General features: G+C 55.6%; 13 protein-coding genes. All 13 read left to right on the top strand.

Features of this window, described 5'->3' with window-relative positions:
• The first annotated feature begins 7 nt into the window (after window positions 1-7).
• The 13 genes from SCARR_RS03270 to SCARR_RS03210 all read left to right on the top strand — a co-directional run bounded on the left by SCARR_RS03270 (window position 8) and on the right by SCARR_RS03210 (window position 25,605).
• Window positions 8-1,429 (top strand): sulfatase, encoded by a 1,422-nt coding sequence (locus tag SCARR_RS03270; RefSeq protein ID WP_136060087.1) that lies wholly within the window; start codon window positions 8-10, stop codon window positions 1,427-1,429.
• Between the two features lie 157 nt (window positions 1,430-1,586).
• Window positions 1,587-3,965, top strand: coding sequence for a glycosyl hydrolase 115 family protein (locus SCARR_RS03265; RefSeq protein ID WP_168432957.1), 2,379 nt, complete (start codon window positions 1,587-1,589; stop codon window positions 3,963-3,965).
• 45 nt (window positions 3,966-4,010) lie between these two features.
• Window positions 4,011-6,413, top strand: coding sequence for an alpha-amylase family protein (locus SCARR_RS03260; RefSeq protein WP_136060085.1), 2,403 nt, complete (start codon window positions 4,011-4,013; stop codon window positions 6,411-6,413).
• Between the two features lie 38 nt (window positions 6,414-6,451).
• Complete coding sequence (locus SCARR_RS03255; protein WP_136060084.1) at window positions 6,452-9,031, top strand: alpha-galactosidase; 2,580 nt, start codon at window positions 6,452-6,454, stop codon at window positions 9,029-9,031.
• 542 nt (window positions 9,032-9,573) lie between these two features.
• Entirely contained in the window at window positions 9,574-10,725 is a 1,152-nt protein-coding gene (locus SCARR_RS03250) for a hypothetical protein (RefSeq protein WP_136060083.1), read from the top strand.
• A gap of 82 nt (window positions 10,726-10,807) precedes the next feature.
• Complete coding sequence (locus SCARR_RS03245; RefSeq protein ID WP_136060082.1) at window positions 10,808-11,614, top strand: PEP-CTERM sorting domain-containing protein; 807 nt, start codon at window positions 10,808-10,810, stop codon at window positions 11,612-11,614.
• A gap of 68 nt (window positions 11,615-11,682) precedes the next feature.
• Window positions 11,683-15,411: a CBM96 family carbohydrate-binding protein gene (locus SCARR_RS03240; protein ID WP_168432956.1), complete on the top strand. Its 3,729-nt coding sequence runs from the start codon at window positions 11,683-11,685 to the stop codon at window positions 15,409-15,411.
• Window positions 15,412-15,423: 12 nt separating this feature from the next.
• The gene (locus SCARR_RS03235; RefSeq protein ID WP_136060080.1) at window positions 15,424-17,142 is read left to right on the top strand and encodes an alpha-L-fucosidase; all 1,719 of its coding nucleotides are present in this window, start codon (window positions 15,424-15,426) and stop codon (window positions 17,140-17,142) included.
• A 10-nt stretch (window positions 17,143-17,152) separates the two neighbouring features.
• Complete coding sequence (locus SCARR_RS03230; RefSeq protein ID WP_136060079.1) at window positions 17,153-18,475, top strand: vWA domain-containing protein; 1,323 nt, start codon at window positions 17,153-17,155, stop codon at window positions 18,473-18,475.
• Window positions 18,476-18,482: 7 nt separating this feature from the next.
• Window positions 18,483-19,973, top strand: coding sequence for a sulfatase family protein (locus SCARR_RS03225; protein WP_136060078.1), 1,491 nt, complete (start codon window positions 18,483-18,485; stop codon window positions 19,971-19,973).
• 36 nt (window positions 19,974-20,009) lie between these two features.
• Window positions 20,010-21,560 (top strand): sulfatase family protein, encoded by a 1,551-nt coding sequence (locus tag SCARR_RS03220; protein ID WP_136060077.1) that lies wholly within the window; start codon window positions 20,010-20,012, stop codon window positions 21,558-21,560.
• 208 nt (window positions 21,561-21,768) lie between these two features.
• Entirely contained in the window at window positions 21,769-23,568 is a 1,800-nt protein-coding gene (locus tag SCARR_RS03215) for an alpha-L-fucosidase (RefSeq protein ID WP_136060076.1), read from the top strand.
• Between the two features lie 138 nt (window positions 23,569-23,706).
• Window positions 23,707-25,605, top strand: a complete 1,899-nt coding sequence (locus tag SCARR_RS03210) for a hypothetical protein (RefSeq protein WP_136060075.1) — start codon at window positions 23,707-23,709, stop codon at window positions 25,603-25,605.
• Window positions 25,606-25,616 lie beyond the last annotated feature (11 nt).

Here is a 25,616-nt window from a genome sequence, read left to right as displayed (position 1 = left end):
GATGGGAATGAAAAAACTGAAAATATACGTGTTGACCGGCCTTACGGCCCTAATGGCAGGATGGGCTTTAGCGGGACAAAAGCCGAATATTCTTTTTCTTCTGGTGGACGATCTGGGTTGGACGGATCTAACCTGCAACGGAAGCTCGTTTTATGAAACGCCGAACATAGACGCGTTGGCGGCATCGGGCATGTTTTTTACCGACGCCTATGCGGCGGGGTCGGTCTGTTCGCCGACGCGCAACAGCATCCTGAGCGGAAAATATCCCGCCCGCACCGGCCACACCAACATTGGCGGGGCCATGAAGCGCTCGGAGGTAACCATCGCCGAAGCGCTGAAGGATGGCGGCTATGCCACCTATTTCACCGGCAAGTGGCACCTCGGCAATGCAAAGGGGAAAACGCTGCCGGAAGATCAGGGCTTCGATATCAACATCGGCGGTTGCCACTATGGCCAGCCCCCGACCTATTTTTATCCCTATTTTTCTGAGAGACAGTCGAAAAAGTTTGCTCATCCGATTCCCGGATTGGAGGTCGGAGTTGAGGGCGAATATTTGACCGAACGGCTGACCGATGAAGCGATCAACTATCTGGAAAGCCGCGCAGGAAAGCCCGAACCGTTCTTTCTCTATTTTTCGTACCACACTGTGCATACGCCGCTCGAAGCCCCGGCGGAAAAAATCGAAAAGTACAAAAAGAAAGCGGCGGATATGGGAATTTCCAATGATCGGAACCTGGCCGAAAACCGTCAGAAGAAAGTGCAGAACGATCCCACCTATGCGGCGATGGTCGAGTGTCTGGACGAGAGCGTGGGGCGCTTGCTCTCAACGCTGAAAACTCAGGGCATGGAAAAGAACACCATCGTGGTGTTTATGTCGGACAACGGCGGGCTGTCCACGAAAGGCACCTTTGGCGGGCCGACCTCCAACCTGCCGCTGCGCGCCGGGAAGGCGTTTGCCTATGAAGGCGGCATCCGCGAGCCGATGATCATCCGTTGGCCGGGCGTGACCAAACCTGGCAGCCGTTGCAGTGTGCCGGTGACCAGCACCGATTTTTATCCGACGCTGCTGGACGCCGCCGGACTGCCGCTTCGCCCGAAGCAGCACGCCGACGGCGTATCGCTGGTGCCGTTGCTCAAAGGAGGCAATGCATTGGAGCGGGAGGCCATCTACTGGCACTATCCACACAATCACGGAGGAACTGGCGCCAAAGCTTTTTCGGCGGTGCGCATGGGCGACTATAAGCTCATTCACTTTCATGCCGGCAACCGGTATGAACTCTACTGTCTTACCGACGATCTCGGTGAAATGAATGATCTGTCCGACTCCGATCCGGAAAAAACACAACAATTGAAGAGTCTGTTGACGCAATGGCAGAACAGCATTAATTCGGAGTTGAAATATGGAACCAGACGCAATCGCGTTAAATAAAAGATCAAAAAGCTGGGCAGGAACCTGTCCGGCCAAAGCGTAGGTTGAAACCGAAGGCCAAAGGGGGCGCACGGCCAACTCAAAGGTGTTCGTACACGTTGATCTATAGGCGGGAACGTATGGTTTCCTATAAAGAAGAATGGCAAGAGGTGATGTAATGAAGAATGTCTTAGTATTATCGTTTTTGCTAGTGGTCATGAGTGCGTGGTGCGACTCATCATTCACGATTTTAAAAAATGGGAATGTGGCTCCGATCTGCGTTGACGCTGATGCCGCTCCGGTACTTCATGAAGCCGCCCGGATGCTCGCGGAGGATATTGAGGCGATCGGCGGCGTGCGCCCTGCGATTGTGCATGCGGTGTCTGCCAAGCCGGCCATCTATCTCGGACAGGTTGGGAAAAGTGCGCTGATCCAGCAACTCGCTGGTCGGGAGACGTTGCCGGTGAAGCAACTCACGGGCGGGTGGGAACGCTTTTTACACGCCCGCGTTAACGGCTCGGTCGTGGTGATGGGGTCCGATCCGCGCGGAACCGCCTACGGCACGCTGGAACTCTCGCGAATGCTCGGTATCTCCCCGTGGATCTGGTGGGCCGATCTGCCGCCGGAACCCCGGACTGAAATTGAGCTGAGTGTTTCCGATAAGGTTTTTGCCGGTCCAGCGGTGCAATACCGCGGCATTTTTATTAACGACGAAGATAACCATCTGCGACCCTGGGCCTGCAACTATTTTAATGAGGAGCATCTGGGCCCCAAGGCCTATGAGAAAATCTATGAACTGATGCTGCGCCTGCGCGCCAATTATCTATGGCCGGCGATGCATAACCGAACGAACTCTCGCATTTGGGGACAACTGCCCCACAAAACCTTTCCGTTCCATTATGTGGAGGGCAATCGGGAGATGGCCAACCGCTTTGGCATCATCATCGGATCCAGCCACCATGAGCCGCTGCACCGCAATACGCTGCACGAATGGGGCGATGAAAACGGACGGGAAAAGTATGGGTATTACGCGAACAAAGAGCTGTTCCTGGAATGGCTGAAGAAGCGAGTGGTCGAAGCGAAAGAGTGTGACAATATTTTCACCCTGGCGATGCGCGGCAGCGGTGATAGCGGAATTAAGGTGCCGGACGGGGTGGATGTCATCGACGTCATTAACGAGGGTATTCTGGCACAACGCCAGATTCTGGCCGATGTATTCAAGAAACCAGCTCAGGAGATCCCTCAAATTTTCGTGCCCTATTCAGAAGTGCTGAAGCAATTTAACGAGGGGTTGATTATTCCGGAAGATGTCACTCTGGTCTGGCCGGATAACAACAGCGGCACCATGCGCCAATATCCTGATGCCGATCAGCAGGCGCGCAGTGGCGGCAATGGCGTGTATTATCATTTCCAGCATCTCGGACCGGGAATCAGCGGGCGCACCACCTGGCTCAACTCCACCCCGCTGGATCTAATTGCCAAAGAACACCACGCCGCCCTGCAGGCAAAAACGGATAAACTTTGGGTCGTCAACGTCGGCGACATTAAGCATGCCGAGAAAGAGCTCGAGTTCTACATGGATTTGGCCTGGGACCCGGCACCCTGGACGGAAGAAACCGCAATGTCCTACTATCAGGCGTGGGCCGCGCGGACCTTCGAGGCGGACTCGGCCGCAGAAATTGCATCCATCCAGAGCGACTTTATCGATCTGATTCGATTTTGCCGGGCGGAATATATTGATGCCGACAAATATCAGTTTGAGCGGGACGAGGAAATTCAGCGCACCGAAAAATGGCAGGAACTCATCTCCCGGACTGATGCCGTTTCTGCGCGTCTTCCCGCTCGCCTGCAAGATGCCTATTTCCATCTGATCGCCTATCCGGTCAAAGCCTGTGCCGGCCTGCACAGCTCGCGCTATCTGGCCAAGCGAAGCCGCGAACTGTCAGAGCAGGGATCGCCGGAGGCCAATGAGCTGGCCCGGAAGGCCTACGCTCAGTTCATGGTTGCCCAGCAAATGGCCGATTATTTCAACAACGACCTGCAGAACGGCAAGTGGTACAAGATGACCGCCATCGCCAACTACATTCCGTTCCGTCCGCCGGTCGTCGGCTGGCGCTACGAGATTGAGCCGAAGCTTCCGAAACTCTCTTTGAGCACGGCGCGTATCGAGGCACCGATGCAGCTCGTCGATGGGGCGCTCAGCGGACCGACCGAGCAGCCGCGCTATGCGCCGGGCGAGGGCGGCTCCGCCAGCTGGACCTTTACTAGCAATGTGGAGGGATTTATTGCCCTCGATCTCTTCGTGGATTGCCCAAGTGTCCTGAACGACAGTCTCTACGTCACGCTCAACGGGCAGCGCACGACGGTCGAATGGCTGCTCAACGCCGTCGAGCCGGGAATGAGGGATTCAAAAGCTTTAAATCGTCAGAAAGGCCCTCTCTGGCAGACGGTGCTGTTGCTGGATCTTAAAAAAGGTCGCAACACCCTGACCCTTGCGACGTGCGAACCGGTCCGGATTCTTGACCTGAAGCTTTCCCGGTTGAGTAATCCTGATTGATTATCGAATTGAACCCAAAGAATCAGTGTATCGAGGAGACTGAATATGAAAATGATGTTTGCCAGCTTGTTGAGTTTGATGTTGGCGTGCACCGGCCTGGCCGGAACGACCGTGACGGAGGCCGGTCCGGTGGTTACCATCGCCAACCAGAAGATTTCTGTTCAGTTTAATCTGTTCGAGGGAACCTATCAGGTGACGGATTTGGCGACCGGGGACATCCGAGTGAAAAACGCTTCGTTCATTTATGACCGGGGATTCAGCAAGGCGGAGTATGAAAAACGGGTGCCAAAAACCTATCCTGCCAGCTACGCGGTTGAGCAGGAGCCGTTGGCCGATGCGCTGGGGAAGGGCGTGCGGCTCAAAATTTTCAAAACCATCGCGCATGACTACCGCCCGATCGAAATCTTAATGATCGATCTTTATGATGAAGCCGATTTTATCGCCCTCGGTTTCGGAATCCGTAACCGGCTGAGCTTCCCGGTCCGGCTGAAGGAAGCCATTGTTTGCGACGGCGTGATCCCGGAAAAGGAACGGGTCACCTCGGCCTTGAATCTCAATGGCGGAGCGGGTCAGGCGAAAACTAAACTGAACAAGGGGGCGAAGATTTCGTCCCTGAATATGGCGTTCGTCACCTATCTCGCTGGCGAAAAGCGACGCAGCGTGACGGCCGGCGCATTGCAGACCTATGAGTTTATGAAAGAGGTTCGTTTTGCGGAAGCCAAAGGCGGTTTGTCGCTGGAGCTGCTGGCCAGCGATCCGCACGGACGCCTGATTGATCCCGGAACCGACTATATTTCGCGCGACCGGTTTTATCTCGATTTGAGCACATCCGACGGATTTGCTTCGCTGGAAAAATACGGCCAGACGGTGCGTGCAGCGCATCAGGCCGCTCCAAAGGTTTATTCTTTCCCAACCGTTTGCGGGTGGGCGACTCAAAACCGAGGTCTGGGCAGCGGCATTCCAATCAACAACACCGCCGGCATGGTCGAAGAGATGGATATCGTACAGCAGAGCGGGTTCCTGAACTATTCGCCGGTCGCCGTTCGGGTTGAGCCCGACTATTACTGCTACGGCAAACACGGCAATACCCAGCAGGGCTGGTACGACGACGAACACTGGGCCAAATACAATACCCTCCGTGAGCCGTATCCAACCTTTGGAAGTTTTTGCGCGGCTGTTGCTGAACGCGGCGGGATTCCATTTACCTATTTTCAGGTCGGCATGCCGTCGAACGACTTTGCCTTGGAGCATCCCGACTGGATGCTGAACAACGACATCAGCCGCCTGCACCTGTTTCACGGGCATAACCGGCCTCCGGTCTCCTACGACCCGACCGATCCCGGATTCAAAGCCTATATGCTGGCCATGTGGCAGCGACTGCGGGCCGAAGGCATGAAGGGGATCAAGTTTGATTATCCGGAAACCGGATGGCATCCCGAAGGAGGGTTCGAAGACCCGTATGCCACGACCCTCAGCGCCTATCGCAGCTATTATGAAACCTGTCGCGAAGGTCTCGGTCCCGGGGCCTATCTGCACGAACGCCTGCTCGGCGGAAAACACTGCCCGCTGATGGAAGCGACGCTTGGGGTGGTGGACTTGCAGCGCGTCACCGGCGACGGCTCCGGCTTCGATCCCGAAATGGTCAGCAAGATTGGACTGCGCTGGTATAAAAATCGCGTGCTCTACAACTATTACCCCGACAGCAAGGCCATCGCAAAGCCGGATCGGCCGCTGACTCAAACGCAGCTGCGCACTTGGCTGAGCACGCTCTACATGGTCAGCGCGCGGCTGGAGCTCGCCAGCTCGTTCCGCGACATGTCGCCGGAGGTGCTGCACGATCTCGAACGCGTCTATCCGGTGATCCCTGACAATGTGCTTGTGCGTCCGGTTGATCTTTTCCAAAGTCTGGAAGACCCCAATATCTATGCGCTTGACGTGGAGCTCGGCTGGCAGCAGATCCTGGTTTTTAATCACGATAAAAAGCCGAAAGAGATCTCTGTACCGCTGAGCGCCGATCCAATGACGACCGGTTCGCTCGGGCTCGATCCGAAAAAATCGTACTATGTCTACGACTTCTGGAATGATGCGCTGGTGGATACCGTTTCCGGTGCAACCGCGTTTACCGTGTCGCTCGAGAAGGGGCAGGCGTTGATGGTTTCCGTGCGCGAAAAAGTGAACCACCCGCAGGTGCTTTCCACCGACCGCCATATTCTGCAGGGCATGCTGGATATGAAAGATGTCGTCTGGGATGCGAAAAAGAAAACCCTCTCCGCAACCTCATCGGTGGTGGCCGGCGAATCCTATACCATTGTGGTGGCATCGAATGGAGCAGCGGCCAGATCGGTGGCATCCAGCGCCAAAGCCAGCCTGAAGAAGGAAAAGGGATTGGTGCGCGTCGTTTTAGAATCGCCGGAAAACCGAGAGGTTTCCTGGACGGTGCAGTTCTAGCCGGATCAGATGCTTTGGCATAAATGAACGAGGACTATATGAAGAAAAAATATGTTGGATTATCTCTGCTTGTGTTGCTGGTAGCGAACCTGGGGGTTGCAAAACCATCGGCGTCGCCGGCCATTCTGCGAAACGGCCATATCGAAGCGGTTTTTGCCAAGCAGGGAAATGCGTGGTCGCTCGAACAGTGCCGTCGGCCCGACGGCAGCGACGTGCTCTCCATGGACAGCGACGAGTTTGAAATTCTGCTGCTCGATGGATCACGCTTTACCGTGGAGGACTATAAAATTGCAGAGGTGGAGCATGAGCGTGCCGACGGGATGCAGGTTGTTCGGTTTCATTACCAGCCGATTGCATCTTCCGGAGCTGCCCCGGCGCAGATTGTCGTATCCTACACCCTTGGCAGCGATCCGTTTATACGCAAAACGGTCTTTCTGAAAATGAAGGAAGGCGATGTCGTCGACCGGCTGCAGGTGCTGCGTTTCTCCTCGAAGCAAACGGCTTCCCGCGGTGGCGAGGGCCAGCCCATCTTTCTCGGAAACTGGTTTGTGGCCATGGACTATCCGGCGTTCTACAGCCGGCACAGCGATGGGTTTGTGAACCCGAAATACAGCTATACCTGGCACTATACGATCGATCTGGAGGACGGCGAAAACGAACGCGCTCCGCGCGACGGTCTTGTGACGCTGTTTCATTTCCCCGGCCATGCCAAACGGCAGGCGGATGGAAGTTGGGGCGTTGCGAGCAAGCCGGCTGTGCTGGGGCTGAGCGCGACGCCGGGCGAGAATGCCGAGTTGGCGCTCCTCGATTATATCAACCTGACCCGCCGTCCGGCGCGCAGCCATTTGCATCATAACAACTGGTACAACCGGGAGGCCAAGCATTTGACGGTCGACGGCTATGTGAACGGTTTTTCACGCACGCTGGCCGAAAACCTGGCCAAGTACGGGGCGCATCTTGATGCGATGGTCCCCGATGACGGCTGGCAGCAGAAGAAAGATTATAAACGAATTTACGAGCCCGGCTCGCAACATGACCCCCTTCCTGAAATTTCCGCAGCACTGGCGGCACTTGATATCGAGTTGGGGATTTGGCTCGGACTCGACGGTTCGACCTCTCCGCTGGAACCCGGAATTAAATTGGGCTATACACCGGCGGTTCCGCTGGAAAACTATAAGCCGCCGAAGCAGTGGGGGGGGCAGAAATATTTTGATATTCTAAACCCCAAATATCAGGCGGACCTCAAGGAATCGCTTCGCTTCTTGATCGAAGACGCCAGCGTGACGTATTTTAAGCATGACTTTAATCATTGTTTGACGCCGCATTATTTGCGTCCGCGCCACGCCCGGGAAGCCTGTCTGGATGTCACGCTAGAGCTGATTGCCTATGAGCGCAGCCTGAATCCGAACGTGTATATCAACTATACCAACGGATCAACCTTTTCTCCGTTCTGGCTGCAGTTTATGGAGTGCATCTGGATGCAGTCGGGCGACTCGCCTTCCAACAGCGATTGGCCGCAGCTCTCGTTACGCGAAGGCGCGACCTCTTATCGGGATAATCATTTCTATAAGAGCTTCAATAATCCGACGGTGTGTGCGCGCCCGGTATTGCCGATTGCCAATTTTATGACGCATGGGATTCTCTATACCGAACGGAAGCCGTTTACCGATTTCAAGGATACGCTGCTGGATTGGTCGAACTATGTGGTGATGTACCTTGGGCGCGGCACGCTGCTCAAGGAGCTCTACATCTCGAATTCGCTCTTCGATGACGCGCAGTGGGAAGTGCTGGGAAAAGCCTGCGCCTGGGCGCAGCAAAACCAGGATCGCATGCTCAATACGGTTTTGATCGGTGGCGACTGTGCAAAAGGGCAGGTCTATGGCTATGTCAGCTGGGTGGACGATCGGGCGGTGCTCGTGGTCCGCAATCCCGACCGCGCCGAACAGACATTGACGGTTCCTTTCGATGCTTCGGTCTACTTCCGCGGCGCGAAGGGGAAGGCCTATCACGCTCGGGCGATCTATCCGTTTGTCGAGCAGATGCCGTGGGCGCTGACCTCCGGCAAGGCGATGAGCGTGACGGTTCCCGGCGACTCCGTGCTGATTTATGAACTGGAGCCGGGATCGCCAGTGGTGAAAACCGCCGTACAACCCGCTCCATTGCCGAAAGCGACCGTGGACACTTCGAAGTCGGTCTGGAGCTTGAAGGTGACCGTTCCGGATGAAGAGTTGGCGCGCTATGATCTGCTTCTGCAGACCGAGAAACTGGCGATCGCATCGGTTTTGATTAATGGCGAGCCGGCGGCGGCGACGCGCACCAGTAACGGCAGAGCATGGACGCTTGCGACCTACGACCTACGTGCGTATCGCGGAAAGACGCTGAATATCACCGCCGAGGCCGGCGTCTTTTCGCTGGAAAAGGTTCCAGCAAAAACAAGGCGTCTCATGAAGACGGTCGCTTCAGGCGACTCGGTTTTGATGGAGGCTTGGCTGGTTGCTGATTGTCCGGTGGAGACCCAGGCGGCGCCAGAGGACGAAGTCCTGCCATTAACCGTCGGGCAGAATTACCGGCGTCAGACGCAGTGTCTGGTTCCGGAAACCGCGATTGAACTCAAGTAATTTATTCCGCAGCGTAGAAATTAAAAGGCCCTCTCATGAAAACGAAACAGAAAATAATCCTCGGTCTGCTTGTTGCTTTCCCGCTGCTTTTAAAAGCAGAAGGTTCGGCGGTTGATTCGGTTCGCGGTTTGATTGAGAGGCGGCTGCCGGCCGCGTAGTCGGCGCACCGATGCTCCGGCGGACGAGGTGCTTCCTTGCCCTATTGGGCAGCACTGCCGGCGATTAACCCAGCACGTTGTTAAAGGGGAGCGTTTGAACGTTGCAGAAGAGCTTGAAAATTAAGGGAAATGACTGGTGAAAGTCGTTCTCCAATCATTGGAAATCCAGGAAGTAACCTGGACGGTTCAGTTCCAATAAACGGCCTTTTATTCAGTCAGGACGATAATTCTCCAAAAAATCCACCAGCGTGTCCAAATCCGCTTTTACAATACGGATACTCTATTATTAAGCAGGTTTCGGGGGCGGTTAAAAGGTCCGCCATAGGTGTGAAAACGCAGTTTTCCGCCAAATTAAACAGAAATCCCGGTAAAACGAGGAGAGATATGAAGAAGTTAATTCTGGGATGTATTTCTGTACTGGTTGGCATGGGGGCATCGGCGGGCGTGTTTGTTGATTTTAACAGCACCAACGATCTGGCCACCTTGTTCAATAACAACGACAACGATTTAAACACGGCCAATGTCGAAAGTGGCGGCCTAGGTGACTCGGGCGCGGTGAAGCCGAGCAATTCGGGGCAGGTGTTTGCCTGCAATCAGGCCTCCTTCAACCTTGCATCCAACGAGCTGACGGTTTCCATGTATGTTAAGGTTAAGAACAACGTGAACTCTACGTCTGCGGAAAACTTCTGGCTGGGATTTACCAGAGACGAAACGGATGACTACGTGCATGCGGGAGGGGGGACGTCGGATCCCGAAGAATTCTATGTGTTGATCAAGGAAGGCGGAAACACCAACGAATATGTCCTCGTGCTCAAGGATGGCAATCTACGGCCGGCGTCATCGACCACCAACAGCGTTACGCCCAACAGCTGGTATTACGTGACCCTGACGGCTTCGCGGGACACCGAGAACACCAACTTCCCTTTCATGAATGCATCCGCGGCCATGTACAACTCCGACACCAACGGCACGGTCGGCAGTCTGGTCATGTCGGTTCCAGAGACCAACTTCCGGAGCGCCTCGGCAACGAATACAGGGCTGTATGCCTTTTTTGGCGGCGTCGGTCCGGCAAACAACGGCATGGACTATTGGGACAATTTCAGGGTTGTCTCGTCCGATGATCCGGTGCTCTCGCCGTATGACCTGTGGGCGCAGGAAAAAGGCCTGACGGGGTCTGAAACCAACTATGCCGCCAATCCGGACCACGATGCGTTGAACAACCTGTATGAATATGGCCTGGGCGGGGACCCCAAAGCCGATGTCGATGCGGCGTTGATGCCGACCTACAGCAACCAGGCCGAAGGCGGCACCAACTGGATGGTCTATGTCTACCGCCGCCGGCTGGATGCCGCCGCCCGCGGATTAAGCTATTATCTGGAGCTCAATGACGAGCTGGTTGAGGGCACATGGACCAACAGCGGCTACGAGGCCGATATTGGCAGCTTCGCAATCGATGCTAGCTTTGAAACCGTCACCAACCGCGTTTCCACCGAGAGCCTGGACGCGCAGTTTATTCGCTTGCAGATTGAATTATGATATGTGATAAACCGCTATAAGTTTCATTAGTGTTATAGATAGAAATTCTACCAATGGAAGAAGCCAAAAAAGGAATAAAAAAATGAAACTTAAGAAAAAGCAAATTATAGCGGCCATGGCACTGCTGTGCGTGGTGCCATTGAGTTCGTTTGGCAGCGTGTTTGTTGACTTCAACAACACCAACGATCTGGCCGCCTACTTTAACAATAACGATGCAGTGACATCGCCGAATGACCCCGATGGCGGTCTCAGTGATTCCGGCTCGGTGGATTACAACAACAGCGGTCAGGTCTTTGCATACAATCAGTCTTCGTATGACCTTTCTCAGGGCGCGTTGACCGTCTCCATGTATCTGCAGATTCAGGGCAACGGATTAGGCACTACAGAAAACTTCTGGCTCGGCTTCACCAACGATAATACGGACGACTATGTCAATGCCGCCGGCGGAACCCGTGGTGCAAGTGAGTTTTACCTCTACGTACAGGAGGCGGATGCTGCTGACCAATACACCTTGAACCTCAAGGAAGAAAATCAACGTCCGGCGTCTTCGAGTGCCGCGACCCTCGTGGATGGCAATTGGTACTTCCTGACGCTGACCGCTACGTATGTTGATGACACCCATATCGATCTGAGTGCGGGCATGTATAATTCCGCCGCCGACGGCACCGTTGGTTCCGCGGTCTACACGATCTCTGCGCTGAACAATGCAAATGCCGGCGCATCCGATACCACCCTCTACGGCTTCTTCGGCGGGGTGACCATGCAGAACAACGGCTCCAGCGCTGGCGACAACTTCTCGATCACCCAAATTCCTGAACCGGCGACGCTGGGTCTGATTGGTTTTGCGGGTATGGGGATAGTGTTTGCCCGCAGATTCCTGAGTATGTAAAATTGATTCTGACCGAAAGGAAAGCGTTTGGGGGCATGTCTCAGGCGCTTTTTTTGTGGAGAAAACACATGAATAGGATGCTGAAACAGGCCTTGAGCCTCAGTTGTTTTTTAGTTTGTGTTAATCTTTCCGTGCAGGGCGATCCCTCGTTGCAGGAGATCATCGAGTTCCAGCCGGTGAATGCCAATATACTGCCTAACGGCGCTTTCAGTATGGGACTGGGCGCCGAACCGTTTTATCCCGGCTGGCGCCCGTTGGCGGCGGTGGATGGGATCGGCGCACCGGCGACTGCACCGGCCTTGCCGGAGATTGTCGACGACGGCGCGCAGCTCAACTGCCTGAAGTTTTCCATGGATTCCGAGGAACAGATGGGGCTGCTGTTGTTCAAGTCGTTTGAGATCGGCGACACCAATCAGGTCTACTATCTCCATTTCAAGGCGCGCGCCAGTCGCACCGGCATCGACCTGCGGCCGGCGAATAACGGTGCGACCGGCGGAATCGTGGTGACCAAGCCAACCCAGAGCCTGACCACGTCCTGGGCGGACTACTATGTAAAAATAGATGGTGCCAGAATTCGGTTGGCCCCGAGCCTCCGTTTTAATATCTGGGACGACGGATCGAGCAGCGGGCCGTTCGAGGTTTATATAGACGATCTGATGCTGGTCAACGACAGTTGGGGCATCGGCGGCTATGAATTGAGCCCCGCCGAGGTGGTGCTGACTCCCGAAGCGCGCAACGGGGTGCATTTCCACGGAACGGACTATCCGCTCAGCTGGAACGTGCAGGGAACCTATGCCGACGATGTGGATCTGGTGCTCTATCTGCGGGATCTCTCCCGCGACGGCGCCCTGACGACCCATGCGCTGGGCACGCACAACCTGTCGGACGGGCTGGTGCATTCGGGAACCAACAACCTGGCCAACCTGAAGCGCGGTCACTATCAGGCGCTGGTGGCGGTGCTCGATACGCAGAGTCGCGAGCTGGTCGCCGTGGGGCGCGAACTCTTCTCGGTGATGAGCGATCTGACCGGCCTCAACCTGCCCGCCTTCACGACCGGAACCGACCATGGGCTGGTGTCCAATGGAAACCAGTATGAATACAACTACCGCGGGTTCTGGAGTACGGAGGAATATTATCAACAAAACTTCCAGAACGGGTTGCGCGTGCAACGGATCTATTACCATCTGGACAAGCTGGCGCCGCAGGAAAACACGTTTAACTGGTATCTCGACAACGACATTGATGGGGCCGCCTCCAACGGGTGCCAGACCCTGCTGGTGTTTCCCAGCGAACCCGCGGCTTATTCAACGAACGACTACGATGCCATCATGGCGGCGGATCCTGCGGATGGCGACGGCTACTGGTGGATCCAACAGGGAACCCTGCTGGCGGATGCCGACGCCTATGGCCATATGAGCTGGCCCAGCAATATTGACAAGTATGATCAGGTTTCTCCGGAAACCAACTTTCTGACATCGGTTGCACAGCAGTGCGCGCTGCGCTATGGCGACAACGTTCATTTTATCGAGTATAAAAACGAGGCCAACGGGGCGGTTGTCGCGCAATTCATGCTCGACCACATCGTCAAGCCGGTCTATGAGGCCTACAAAACCAACAGTCCGAATACCAAGCTGTTTCTAAGTACCACGAGTAATATTGATGGGAACGATCCGCAGGTGGCCTCCTATTCCACCGAGTTCTTTGATCTAGGCGGCACCAATTATTCGGACGGATATTCATTCCATGCCTATGGCGCGGCAACCATTCTGCCGGCCGGATTCGACCTGAGCACGCCCGAGGCGGAGGGAGCGGCCACCGGGATCGAGCGCATGGCGGTCTACAAGGCCCGTGCGGAAAACTATGGACTGGAGTTCGGCCAGTCGGAGGTCTTCTACTTTTCCGATCCGAACTATCCGAAACTCACCGGATGGCAGCATCAGCAGCGGGTGCTGCTGGATGTTTCGTACGGGGCGCAGTACACCGTTTCGGTCAACCCGATCGGGCTGTATACCTTTGAGACCGGGGTCAAGAATGCTTGGCGTAATCGAGGAACCGGGGTGCCCTCCACGCCCTGCGTGGCCCTCAACGGCATGTACCGCATCCTCGAAGGCGCCTCGGTGCTCGGCGTCATTGAAAAAGGGACGGAGTTTCTGATCGGCACCTTCCAGACCCAGCGAACGGGAATGGGAACCCGTTATGTCGCCGCGCTGGCGGCAGGCAACAATACGAAGATTGCCGAACTTTCCGTCGATCTGAGCGGCATCGGCGATCTGGTCGCCTACGATCAGTGGGGCGAGGCAATCGCCGTGCCGCAGACCAATGGAATGCTCTATGTGGGGCGCGATGCGCTCTATCTGGAAACCGCATCGGCCACTGCGTTGTTCGATGCGCTGCAGGTGGCCACGCTGACGTGGCGCCCCGGAATCGGAATCGATCAGGTGGATGGGTCGCTTACCGCAGAAGAGCAGGTTGTCGCCCTTGGGAAATCCGGCATGTTTCAGGAAAACGAGAATCTTGTTACGGGAGCCTTTACTGCATCGCGGGTGGCCGCCGTCTCCAGCGATTATATCCCCGACTTGACCTCGCTGGTGCTCTCCGGCAGCGCCATCGCCCCGGATACGGAAGGCACCTATGTGCTGGAGCACGCGAGCCTGCCGGGCAGCGGCGCCTATACGAAAATGTCCGCGCTGGTGGCTTCTGCCGGTGCACTTGCCGGACAACAATTTAATCTAACGTGTACAAACTGCGATGAAGCCACCCTGTTTGTAAACGGCCAGACGCTCTATGACGGCCCGGTTTCGAATCTGTATTACCGCACCGACTGGATCCAGGTTTCGGATTCGCTGCCGACGGGGCTCACGCTGGTTGAACTCGTCTTCCGTCCTGCCGCGAATGTCTCGCTGGTTATGCTCGAGGCCGTGGCCGGCGTTCCGCTTCCCCAGACGGGGGATCTCGCCTGTGCGCTTCTGGAAGATACCTACGTCTACTCGGCTGGTGACGGAGACGACATCTATGGCACGGACGATCAGTTGCTGATCCGCGGATCGACAGGCTGGGCCCGTCGCTCGTTCATCAAGTTTGATCTGCGCACGCTGCTGGGCGAGGTGACCAATGCCGTGCTTCGGATGTATGCCGAGGATGCCAACACGGATGTGTTGCTGCGATCGGTCTCCGACAACGCCTGGGCGGAAGAGACGATGGTGTGGACCAACGCGCCGTTTGCTTCCATTGAACCGACGGTGCTGGCCACCGCAACCGCGACGAACGATACCTGGTTTGAGCTGGACCTGTCCGGAATCATCACTAATGCCGGGATCTATAGTTTCGTGCTGGATGCAACCACCACGGACAACAGCATTCATCGGTTGACCAGCAGCGAGGGCGGTGCCAATGCACCGGTGCTGGAGCTCGATGTCGTGCTTGATCTCGATAGCGATCAACTGCCCGACAGTTGGGAGGCCGAATGGCTCGGCGGCTATTACGTATCCGACGGTTCCGGCGATTTTGATGCCGACGGATTTATTGATCTGCATGAATATATGGCGGGAACCAATCCAACCAACTCGGCTTCCATCTTTGAAATCGAAAATCTGGATATGGCGTCGGCTCAATCGTGGGTTCAATGGTCGAGTATCTCCGGAAAAACCTACGCGGTTGAATATTCGGATGATCTGCTGGAATGGCACCCCTTGCCGGATGCGGGCAGCGTGTATGCGACCGGTAGTGAAACGGGGGTGGTCGATACCAATCAAATCGTCGCGGTGAAGTTTTACAGAGTGGGTGTTCTGCCCGAATAAGGAGAAAAATAGATGTACGGAAAATATTTGATGTTGGGTGTGTTGGTGACGGTCGGTTCGGTCTGGGCCGCGAATGATAATTTTGAGATCCAGGAGTTCAAGGTCGATAAGTCGATTGTGCTTCCAACCGCCTCCGATGCGGCGCATGAAGCCTGGAAGGATAACCGTTTCGGCATGTTTATTCACTGGGGTCCCATCAGCCAGATGGGCGAGACGTTGAGCCACTCGCGCAACAGCCCGAGCCACCACCCAGGCGGGAAGCCCTATAAGGTGTCGAAGATTGAGCCGGAGGTCTACGACGTGCAGTACAAAACCTTTAACCCGGTGAAGTTCGATGCGGATGATATGCTCAAAATGGCCAAAAAAGCAGGAGTCGATTACATCGTCTTCACGGCTAAGCATCATGCCGGGTTTTCCATGTTTGATTCGGCGGTCACCGAATACGACATGATGAGCACGCCGTACAAAAAAGATATCGTGAAGCTGCTTGCAGATGGCTGCCGGGCCAACGATATGAATTTCGGGTTCTATTATTCCCCGCGCGACTGGGGCCATCCCGATTGCGATTCCGAAAACAACCACGACCGCTACATCCAGTTCTATAAAGCACAGATGGGCGAGCTGATGACGAAGTACGGACCGATTCATGAAATCTGGTTCGATGGAATGGGACCGGGCAACTGGGGCGACACCTCTCGTGAAATCATGGGCGCGATTCGTGCATTGCATCCCGATGCGATGGTCAATGACCGTGGCGGCGCCGGCGCCGATTTTTATACGCCGGAGCACGATATCAGCTATTTCAACCGCGAGCACAACTGGGAGTCTTGCCAGACAACGACCGGGCAGTGGGGCTACAATCCGAATCAGAACGCAAAGTCCATTGAGGACCTCATGGAAATCCTGCTCTATGTCTGGGGCGGCGATGGAAATATGCTGCTGAATATCGGGCCCATGGGCGATGGGGCGGTCAGCCCGGCTGAACGGGAGCGTTTTGAGCAGATTGCCGATTGGTGGGGCGTCCATGGCGAGGAGAGCATTCGCGGCTCGCGCGGCGGCACCTATATGCCCGGCCCTTGGGGAACGGCGACCTGCAAGGATAGTCGCGTTTTCCTGCATATCTTTCGTTGGCCGGCGCAAGGCGGGCTGCAGTTCCCGGCATTGAAGGGCTTGAAGCTGAAATCCGCCCGCCTGCTCAATGGCGGGTCGGTTAAAGCCAAAGCCAATGCGAAGGGAATTTTGGTGGATGTACCGTCGGCGGACCGCGAGCCGATCGTAACCACCGTCGAACTCACTTTTGATGGGCCGACGTTTCCGGTGGAGCCACTTCAGCGGCGGGCTTCATTGGCGGAGCAGGCCACCTTGACCGCCTCGCACAATCCAGAGGCCTTGAGCAACCTGACCGACCAGAATGCAAATACGTATTGGGATGCGAAGGCGGCCAAGGGCGAAAAGGAAATCTGGGTGGAAGCCAAATTTGACGAGCCGGTGACGATTGGATGTTTCAATATTGGCCGCGGAGACGAGTGGTCGCCGAAAAGCACGGCGGTTATGCAGGTTCCGGATGGTTCCAAGGGTTGGAAAACGGTTTCGCCAAAAGGCATGAAGCTGAAGTGGATCCCCATGCACTTCCTCGGAAAACCGGTCACCACGGATCGCATTCGGTTGCTTGTGACGGGAACCTCGAAGTTTGTGTTTGCCGAATTTGAACTGTTCGCTCCCGTGCAATAAGGAAGAGGTGATGAAGAGTTCCGTTGGTAAGAAAGGCTATTTTGGGAAGCATGCAAAGTCGAGCGCGATGCTGGTCAGTCTGGCGATTCATGCGACTCTAATCCTCGTTGCGGTTTCCTTTGTTGCGGTCAAGGTGATCGTTAAGGACGAGTCGAGCTTTGAGTCGAAAACGGTTAAGCGTCCGAAAATACAGCTCAAGAAACTGGTCGTTCCCGTAAACGTAAAGAAGAAGCCGCCCAAGCCCAAGCTGGTGAAAAGGCTGGTCGTCAAACCAAGGCTGAATCAAAATATTCCCGACATCAAAATGCCGGAAATAACAGGCGTCAAGGGTGGCATGGGAAGCGGTGTTGGCGATGCCGGCTTCGGAGCGGGAGGGCTTGGTTTCACGATGCCGGAAATCAATTTGTTCGGCGTGAAGAGCAAGGGGGAAAAGATTTTTATCATGCTGAATTCCAATTCATGGATGATGGTCGATGAAATCGGCGGGATGACGGCCTATGCCATCATTAAGAATGAGCTGGTTAAGATTCTGGGCGAGTTGAACCCGACGGTGCTGTTCAACATTTCGGTGTACTCCGGCATGCAGGCTCAGGTTCTTTTCCCAGGCTGGGTCAGTGCGTCTTCTGAAAATGTTGGCAAGGTAAAGGAGTGGCTGGCTCCCTTGAATATGGTTGAAGAGGGGATGTCGGATAATGCCTATGGACTTAAAACATTAGGTGCGGGCGGCAGCGGTATTACGGAGGACTTCGCGGCTGAACCCTTTGAGCGTATGGAAAGCTGGGCCATCCCCACCATGCTCGCCATGAAGCAGCAGGCCGACTCGCTGTACGTGCTCACCTGTCGCTGGGGGCTCCAACGCAAATCGGTTTCAAAGGGAGCGAAAACCAACGATGCGGTCGTTCGCCGTTGGGAAGAAGCCTATGAAAAGGCCAAGGTGAAACTGGAGCAGGAAAACGAAGAGCGCCGGAAAAAAGGGATGCCGCCGCGGGTCTTCAAGAACAAGGGGGATATGATTACGAGCTATTTCCCCAATGCCAGGGGGCCGGCGATTTCGAAAGAGTTGTACTTGTTTACTCCGCAGGATTTTGAGGATCTCATGAACGCAACGCGCAGTAAATGGATCCCTAAGAAAACCCAGAAATCGAGTGGGATCGCAAAAAATAAACCTGATCGTTATACCTTCAACGTGGTTCATTTTGTCGGCAGGAAGGGCGGTAGTCCGAACGATGAAACCTATTTCAAGAAACTAACCAGCTTGACCGGTGGGGAATACCGGACGCTGGCTGGGCTTGAAGCTATTCAGAGCGCGGTAAAACCGGAAAACTTGGAGTGAGTGGTTTATGAAACAACGGTATTTTATTTTGACAACGCTTGCGGCTTTCGTTGCGGTTAGTTCGGTTGCGGTGACTTCGCCGAAACGGCCGAATGTGATTGTGATCCTGACCGATGATCAGGGCTGGGGAGATCTGGGGTCGCAGGGGCATCCATATATTCAGTCGCCGAACGTCGATGCATTGGCGGCGGAGGGCTTGCGGTTCACGCAGGGCTACGCCGCGGCCGCCGTTTGTTCACCGTCGCGCTCATCGATTCTGACGGGTCGCACCCCATTCCGCAACGGGGTTTACCGCTTTCTGCCGCTCCACCATTTTTGCCATCTTCCGGCGAAAGAAATCACCCTGCCGCAGCTGCTGCGCGAAAGCGGCTACCAGACCGCCCATTTCGGCAAGTGGCACCTGAGCTTCTACGACGAAGACAAGCGCTGGGGCGGCATCACGACCGATGAGCGGAAGGAAAAGGCGCAGAGCGAAAGACCGCTGGATCCCTTTGTTTTCGGGATAGAGGGCGAGCCGTCGATGAACGACTACGGCTATGACTACTGGCTGGTGACCGGCAATGTCGCGCGACCCAGCCATAAAAACCCCTGCAACTTTTTTCTGAACGGCGAGCCGCTCGGCATGCAAACCGGATTTGCCGCGCAGCTGGTCGGCGCGCAGTTTGAGGCTTGGATGCAGAACACCTGCAAGACGGATGAGCCGTTCTTTGCGACGGTGTGGCTGCACGAGCCCCACGGGCCGATTGAGAGCGATCCGCGCTTTATGGATCTGTATAAAGATCTGGACGATTCCTCGTTGCGCCAGTATCTGGCCAATATTACCCAGCTCGATGAGGCGGTTGGCCAGATCGTCAAAGTGGTTGAGGCGGCAGGGCAGACGGACAACACGCTCATTTGGTACACGAGCGATAACGGCCCCGAGGGGGCAACGGACGAGGGCAAGCCGGGGGATCCGGATGTTGCGCCGGGCAAGCAGCGCTATCGCGGATCGACCGGCGGGTTGAATGGCCGCAAGCGCTATACGCACGAGGGCGGAATTCGGGTTCCAATGATTATTAAATGGCCTGCTGGATTAAACGGTGCTGGAACGACCTGTGATGTGCCGGTGATCGGTTCGGATATTTTTCCGACAGTCCTCGAATTGGCGGGCATTCCTCTGCCAACCGACCGCACGTTTGACTGTGCCTCGATTGCCCCAGTGCTGAAGGGCGAGTCGATGAAGCGGGAACGTCCATTGTTCTGGCGCAACAGTTCGAAGACGTATCGGGTGGCCCTGCGCGACGGGGACTGGAAAATCCTGGCCGATGGGAAGCACACGAAGTTTTTACTGTTCAATCTTGAAGAGGATCCGAATGAGGCTACCGACCTTGCTGGCTCTGAGCCGGAGCGATTGGAGTCCATGAAGAAGATGTTGCTCGAGTACGATTTGGAAGTGCTTCGCGACGGTCCGGACTGGTGGAAAAAAGAGCAAGGCAAAGCGGTTCCGGCAGGATTGTAGTGAGGGAGAATCCATAGCACCTTGAAGGAAAACAATATGAAAAAAACGGTCTCAATTATTCTTTCCACCCTGTTTTGCGCCACCGGTGCAATGGCCAACACAAAGCCGCATATCGTCTATATTCTAGCTGATGATATGGGGCACGGCGACGTGCAGGCGCTACGCGCGGAATGTAAATTTCCCACGCCTCACCTTAACCGCCTGGCCAACGAAGGCATGGCTTTCACGCAGGCTTATTCGGGCTCGGCAATCTGTACGCCGACGCGCTATGGCATCATGACCGGGCGGTATTGCTGGCGCGATGGCGTCGGCCTAGCCTCGGGCTACACGGGACCTGAAATCGAGGGCGTTCCAACCGTTGCCGAATTCCTGCGCGGCCAGGGGTATCGCACCCGCATGGTAGGCAAGTGGCATCTCGGGGGGCAGTGGACTGGAGTGGACGGCGCGCCGGTGAAGGAACGCAAGCCAAAACCCGGCACGGTTGACTTTTCCCACGGGATTACCGGCGGGCCCGTCGATCGCGGTTTCGAGTCGTGGTTCGGCATTATCGCCAGCCTCGATATGCCTCCGTATGTTTATTTCCGCGACCGCACCCCCGTCGCCATTCCGACCAAGCTGGTTCCGGCAAAAAGCCCGTTCGGAAACCGCGCAGGATTGGCCGATCCCGACCTCAGTCCATATACTGTGCTGGGCGACATCACCACCGAATCGATTAAGGTAATTCGTGAACATAATCCGAAGGAGTCGCTCTTCCTCTACATGCCGCTCAACGCGCCGCACTCGCCTGTCGTACCCAGCCCCGAGTGGCAGGGCCGCAGCAAGATTGACGAGCATGCCGATTTCCGCATGGAAGTGGATCATTCCGTTGGCCGGATACTCAAGGCGCTTGAGGAAAAAGGCATCCTCGACGACACGCTCGTGATCTTCACGGCGGACAACGGAAGTGCGTCGTTCGCCGTAACCAGCATGCTCAAAGAGGGCGGGCACGATAGCAGCGACGGCCGCCGCGGCTGGAAGGCCACTTGGTTCGAGGGTGGACATCGGGTGCCGTTCATTGTCCGCTGGCCCGAGGGGCTCAAGGGCCGGGGCCGCAAGGATGCGGGGATGATCACTCTCGAGGATTTCTTTGCGACGGTGGCCGATATTCTGGATCAGCCCTTGCCGGCAGAGGCGGGCGACAGCGTCAGCTTTTTGCCGCAGCTTCAGGGCCAGTCGCAGGATAAATCCCAGCGCGAAATTATTATGAGCAGCCTGAGCAACAAGCTCGTGTTGCGCCATAAGCAATGGAAGCTCATTTGCGTTGGCGAGGAGGAACTGGTCGGGCGGGTAGAGAAGAAAAGGGAGAGCAAGGGCAAAGCCCCTAATCCGAACGCGGCGTGGCATGAGCAGGTGTCGCTTTACAATCTCGAAGACGATGTCGCCGAAACCACCAATCTTGCACAACAGAATCCGGCCATCGTCGCACAAATCGCCAAACGTGCGGTAGCCGCCATTCTTGATGGGCGCACCAACCGCGGTCCGGCCCGTCCGGACAGCTGCAAGCAACCGCAAATCGAGCTATTGAAAAAACTAAGCACGCTGGATTAGATTGATAAGTGTGCTGGTTTTTAATGGTATAACGAATATATAACAAACCGAATAATATGATCATGGATTGTTTGTCCAGAACGCGGTTCTGCATTCGTATAATGATATAGGTAAGATATATTATATGGCATCGTGTTGAACGAGTGCATTTTCCTATAACAACAGGCGCGGTGCCTCGGTCGTCGCGCGCATCAATCAGGGGGAAGCTATGAAAACAAGACAAACCATTTTGCTGGCAGTGCTCGCAGCCGCAACCATGTCGGCATTTGCGGCGCATTACACCCCGCCGCACACGGATGGGATTGAACCGTATTTCAATACGACGGAGTATCAGGCTTGGCTGGATAAGCTGCCGCCGGCCGATGCCGCCGCCTTGGTGGCCTCCGATGAAGAAATGGCGTGGTGGAACGAGGCCCGCTTCGGCTTCTTTGTGCATTGGGGCCCCAGCTCCATGCTCAAATGCCCGATGAGTTGGGGGCGAAAAGGGCCGCGTCCGGGGCACTCGAGCGATGGCACCGTCAAAGGCGGCATCGACGAAGCGGTTTACAACAGTCAGTTTAAGCAATTCGCGGCGCCGGACTTCGATGCCGACGAATGGATCCAGCTGGTGAAGGCCTCCGGGGCCAAATATTTTATCTTCACCGCCAAGCATCATGACGGATTCTGCATGTTCGACACCAAGCTGACCGATTACAACGTCATGAATACGCCGCTCGGCCGCGATGTGCTCAAAGAGCTGACCGATGCCTGCCATAAACAGGGCATTAAGGTGGCGATCTATTATTCCCAGCCGGATTGGTACAACCCGATTTATGCCACGGGCGATTATAACCGCTATTGCGACGAATATCTGTTCCCGCAGATCCGGGAGCTGTTGACCAACTATGGCGAAGTCGATGTGCTTTGGTTCGATGGATTGGGAAAGCACCCGGACACGTGGAAGGCGGTGGAGCTGATCAAGATGGCCAAGCAATTGCAGCCGGGCATTTTGTTTAATCATCGCTGGGGGCCCAAGCACTGGCATGTGGGCGACTTCGATGGGCCGGAACGCTCGATCGGCAACTTTCAGGTCAATCGGCCGTGGGAAACCTGCACGGTGATTGGCGGCGGCTGGGGCTGGATGGGCGACGCCCCTGCAATGCCCCTTCCGCAAGCGATTGGGCTGCTGGTCCGTTGCGCGGGCAATGGAGGAAACCTGGCGCTGAACACGGGGCCGAATGGAGCCGGAAAAATTCTTCCCGACCACAAAAAGCGTTTGCTCGAGATGGGCGCTTGGCTCGAAACGTATGGCGAAAGCATTTATGGAACGCAGGGCGGCCCCTATCAATCCGGTCCGTGGGGCGCGGCGACCTTCAAGGGCGATACCGTCTATCTGCATGTGTTGGCCCATTGGGCGGGCACGCTGGCGCTTCCTGCCCTGCCGGCAAAGGTGCTTTCCGCCAACGTCCTCACCGGTGGTACGGTAAAGGTTGAGCAAAAGAATGGGAAACTGACGGTTAGGCTCAATCCCGAAAACATTGATCCCGTGAATACCATTATTGCGCTCAAACTGGATCGCCCTGCGGCTGAAATCGCGCCGATCAAAACCGTCGGCCTGCCTTTAACCATTGGAGCAACGGCGACCGCCTCTTCGGAAAAGAGCAAGAAGAACGCCGCCCGGTCGGTGGTCGCTTCCGATCTGAAGGAATTTTCCGAAGGCATCATGGTGAAAAGCGCCTGGAGCCCCGATTCAAAAGATAAAAACCCCTGGATTCAAATCCGTCTCAAAAAACCGCAGATGGTGAGCCAGATCCAGATTCGCGAAGGCAAGTTTGGCAACGCCAGCCACGTTGAGCAGTTTGTGATCGAGGCCAAGGTTTCCAACGATTGGAAAACCATCCATGAAGGTTCGACTTTGGGCGGTGACTTTGGCTTGGTTTTAGATGAAGCGGTGAAGAGCGATTCTTTCCGCCTGCGTATGGTCAAATGGCAGGGTGGCCTTTCCATTAATTCATTTGAACTGTTCTGAAAAACTCAATCCAGAAGTAGAATTGCAGGAACAACCATGAAGAATATTTTTATATCAGTCGCGATGCTTGTGCTGGTTTCGACATGATCTCTGGCGGTCGCGCGATAAAGCGGCTGGTTTGATTAGGAATATAAAATCATGAAAAAAATACTCATAGCAAGCACGTTGTCTTGTCTAGCGTTTAGCCTTCAGGCACATGCGGCGAAGAAAGTAGATACGCGCCATCCCAATGCGGAGAGAGCCATCGAAATTCCCGATGTGCAACCCGAAGACCGCATCGGCTTTGTGCTCTACACCCTGCATGAGCGTACGCTCAAGATGACCGTTCAGTTCTATCCGCTCGCCAAAAGCGAGTCGCGCACCACCGTGCTTGAAAAGATGGAAAAGGGAAAATGGGTGAAGGTTGCTAAATCCACGATCAGCGAAGAACCCTACAAAACCACCAAAAGCGATGCGCAGAGTTGGACGGCACTGTTCCGCGTGGAAAACTGGGATGACACCGTCGCGACCCAATACCGCGTTGTGGCTATCGATGGAAAGGCGACCTACGAGGGGATCATCCGCAAAAACCCGATCGATAAAGAAGAGATTGTGGTCGCGGCCTTTACTGGAAACACGTGGCGCGACGCTCGCATGAAGCCCGACATCATCACCAATATTAACGCGCAGGATCCGGATCTGCTCTTTTTCTCCGGCGACCAGCTTTACGGCCATGGGGTTCATCTGGCCCACTGGCTGCACTTCGGCCGCCAGTTCGGCGATATCACCCGCAACCGCCCGACCATTTGCATCCCGGACGACCACGACGTCGGCAACGGCAACCTCTGGGGCGAAGGCGGCCGCGACTGGAGCGGAAAAAAAGTAGGTGTTCCCAATCAGGGCTATGGCGATCCGCAATACGTCAAGATGGTCGAGCGCGCGCAAACCTCAAATCTTCCTGACCCGTATGACCCGACCCCCATCGAACGCGGCATTGGCGCCTACTACACCTCGCTCAAAATCGGGCCGATTGACTTCGCGATTGTCGAAGACCGCAAATTTAAAAGCTCCCCCGCCAGCCTCGAGGAATATCTCACGGGCCAGGGCATCGAAAATACATTCAGCGGGGCCTGCCCCTCCGTTCCGGGCCAGCCCGTTTCCATTCTCGACTACCCCGGGGCCAAGTTGATGGGCGATCGCCAGCTGGCTTTTTTGGATGAGTGGGCGACCCATTGGAAGGGCGTGCAGATGAAAACCGTTCTTTCCCAAACCCTCTTCGCCAAGGCGCATACCGCCGGCAAGCTGGACCTCGACACCAACGGCTGGCCGCAAACGCCTCGCAACCGCGCCGTCGAAACCATCCGCAAGGCCTACGCCCTGCACATCAACGGCGACCAGCACCTTGCGACCGTCGTCCAGTATGGCGTCGATGATTGGCGCGACTCCAGCTATTCGTTCTGCGTCCCCGCCATCTATAACCACTACACCCGCTACTGGAAGCCCAACCGGAAGCCCGATGGCCAGCCGGTTGCGGGGAGCGATATTGAATTTGCCGGCGACTATTTCGATACCTTCGAAAATCGGCTGACGGTCTACGCCTACGCCAATCCGAAAGAGGAATGGCTGAATAAGTGGGCCAATGAATTCGGCCGCTATGCCCCCGGCTACGGGTTGATTCGCTTTAATGTAAAGACCCGCAAAATCACCATGGAATGCTGGCCGCGCGGCGTGGATGTCACCGACCCAGCCATTCCGCAATATCCGGGCTGGCCCATCACCATCGACCAGCAGGACAACTATGGCCGCAAGGCCGTGGCGTGGCTGCCGACGCTGAAGGTCTCCGGCATGGAAGATCCGGTCGTGCAGGTGATCGACGAGGCGACCAAAGAAATTCTCTACACCCTGCGCATCAACGGAACCTCTTTCACCCCCAAGGTGTTCTCGAAGGGAACCTTTACCGTGCGTGTCGGCGAGCTCGACACCGCACGGGAGCAGCAGTTTAAAAAACTACCTGCACTCGAACAATCCGGAGCTGAAACGCTTCGTGTAAAATTTTAGGGAACGCAACT

It is taken from the genome of Pontiella sulfatireligans (assembly GCF_900890705.1).
Taxonomy (GTDB): Bacteria; Verrucomicrobiota; Kiritimatiellia; order Kiritimatiellales; family Pontiellaceae; genus Pontiella; species Pontiella sulfatireligans.
This window is presented reverse-complemented; position numbering and strand designations above follow the sequence as displayed.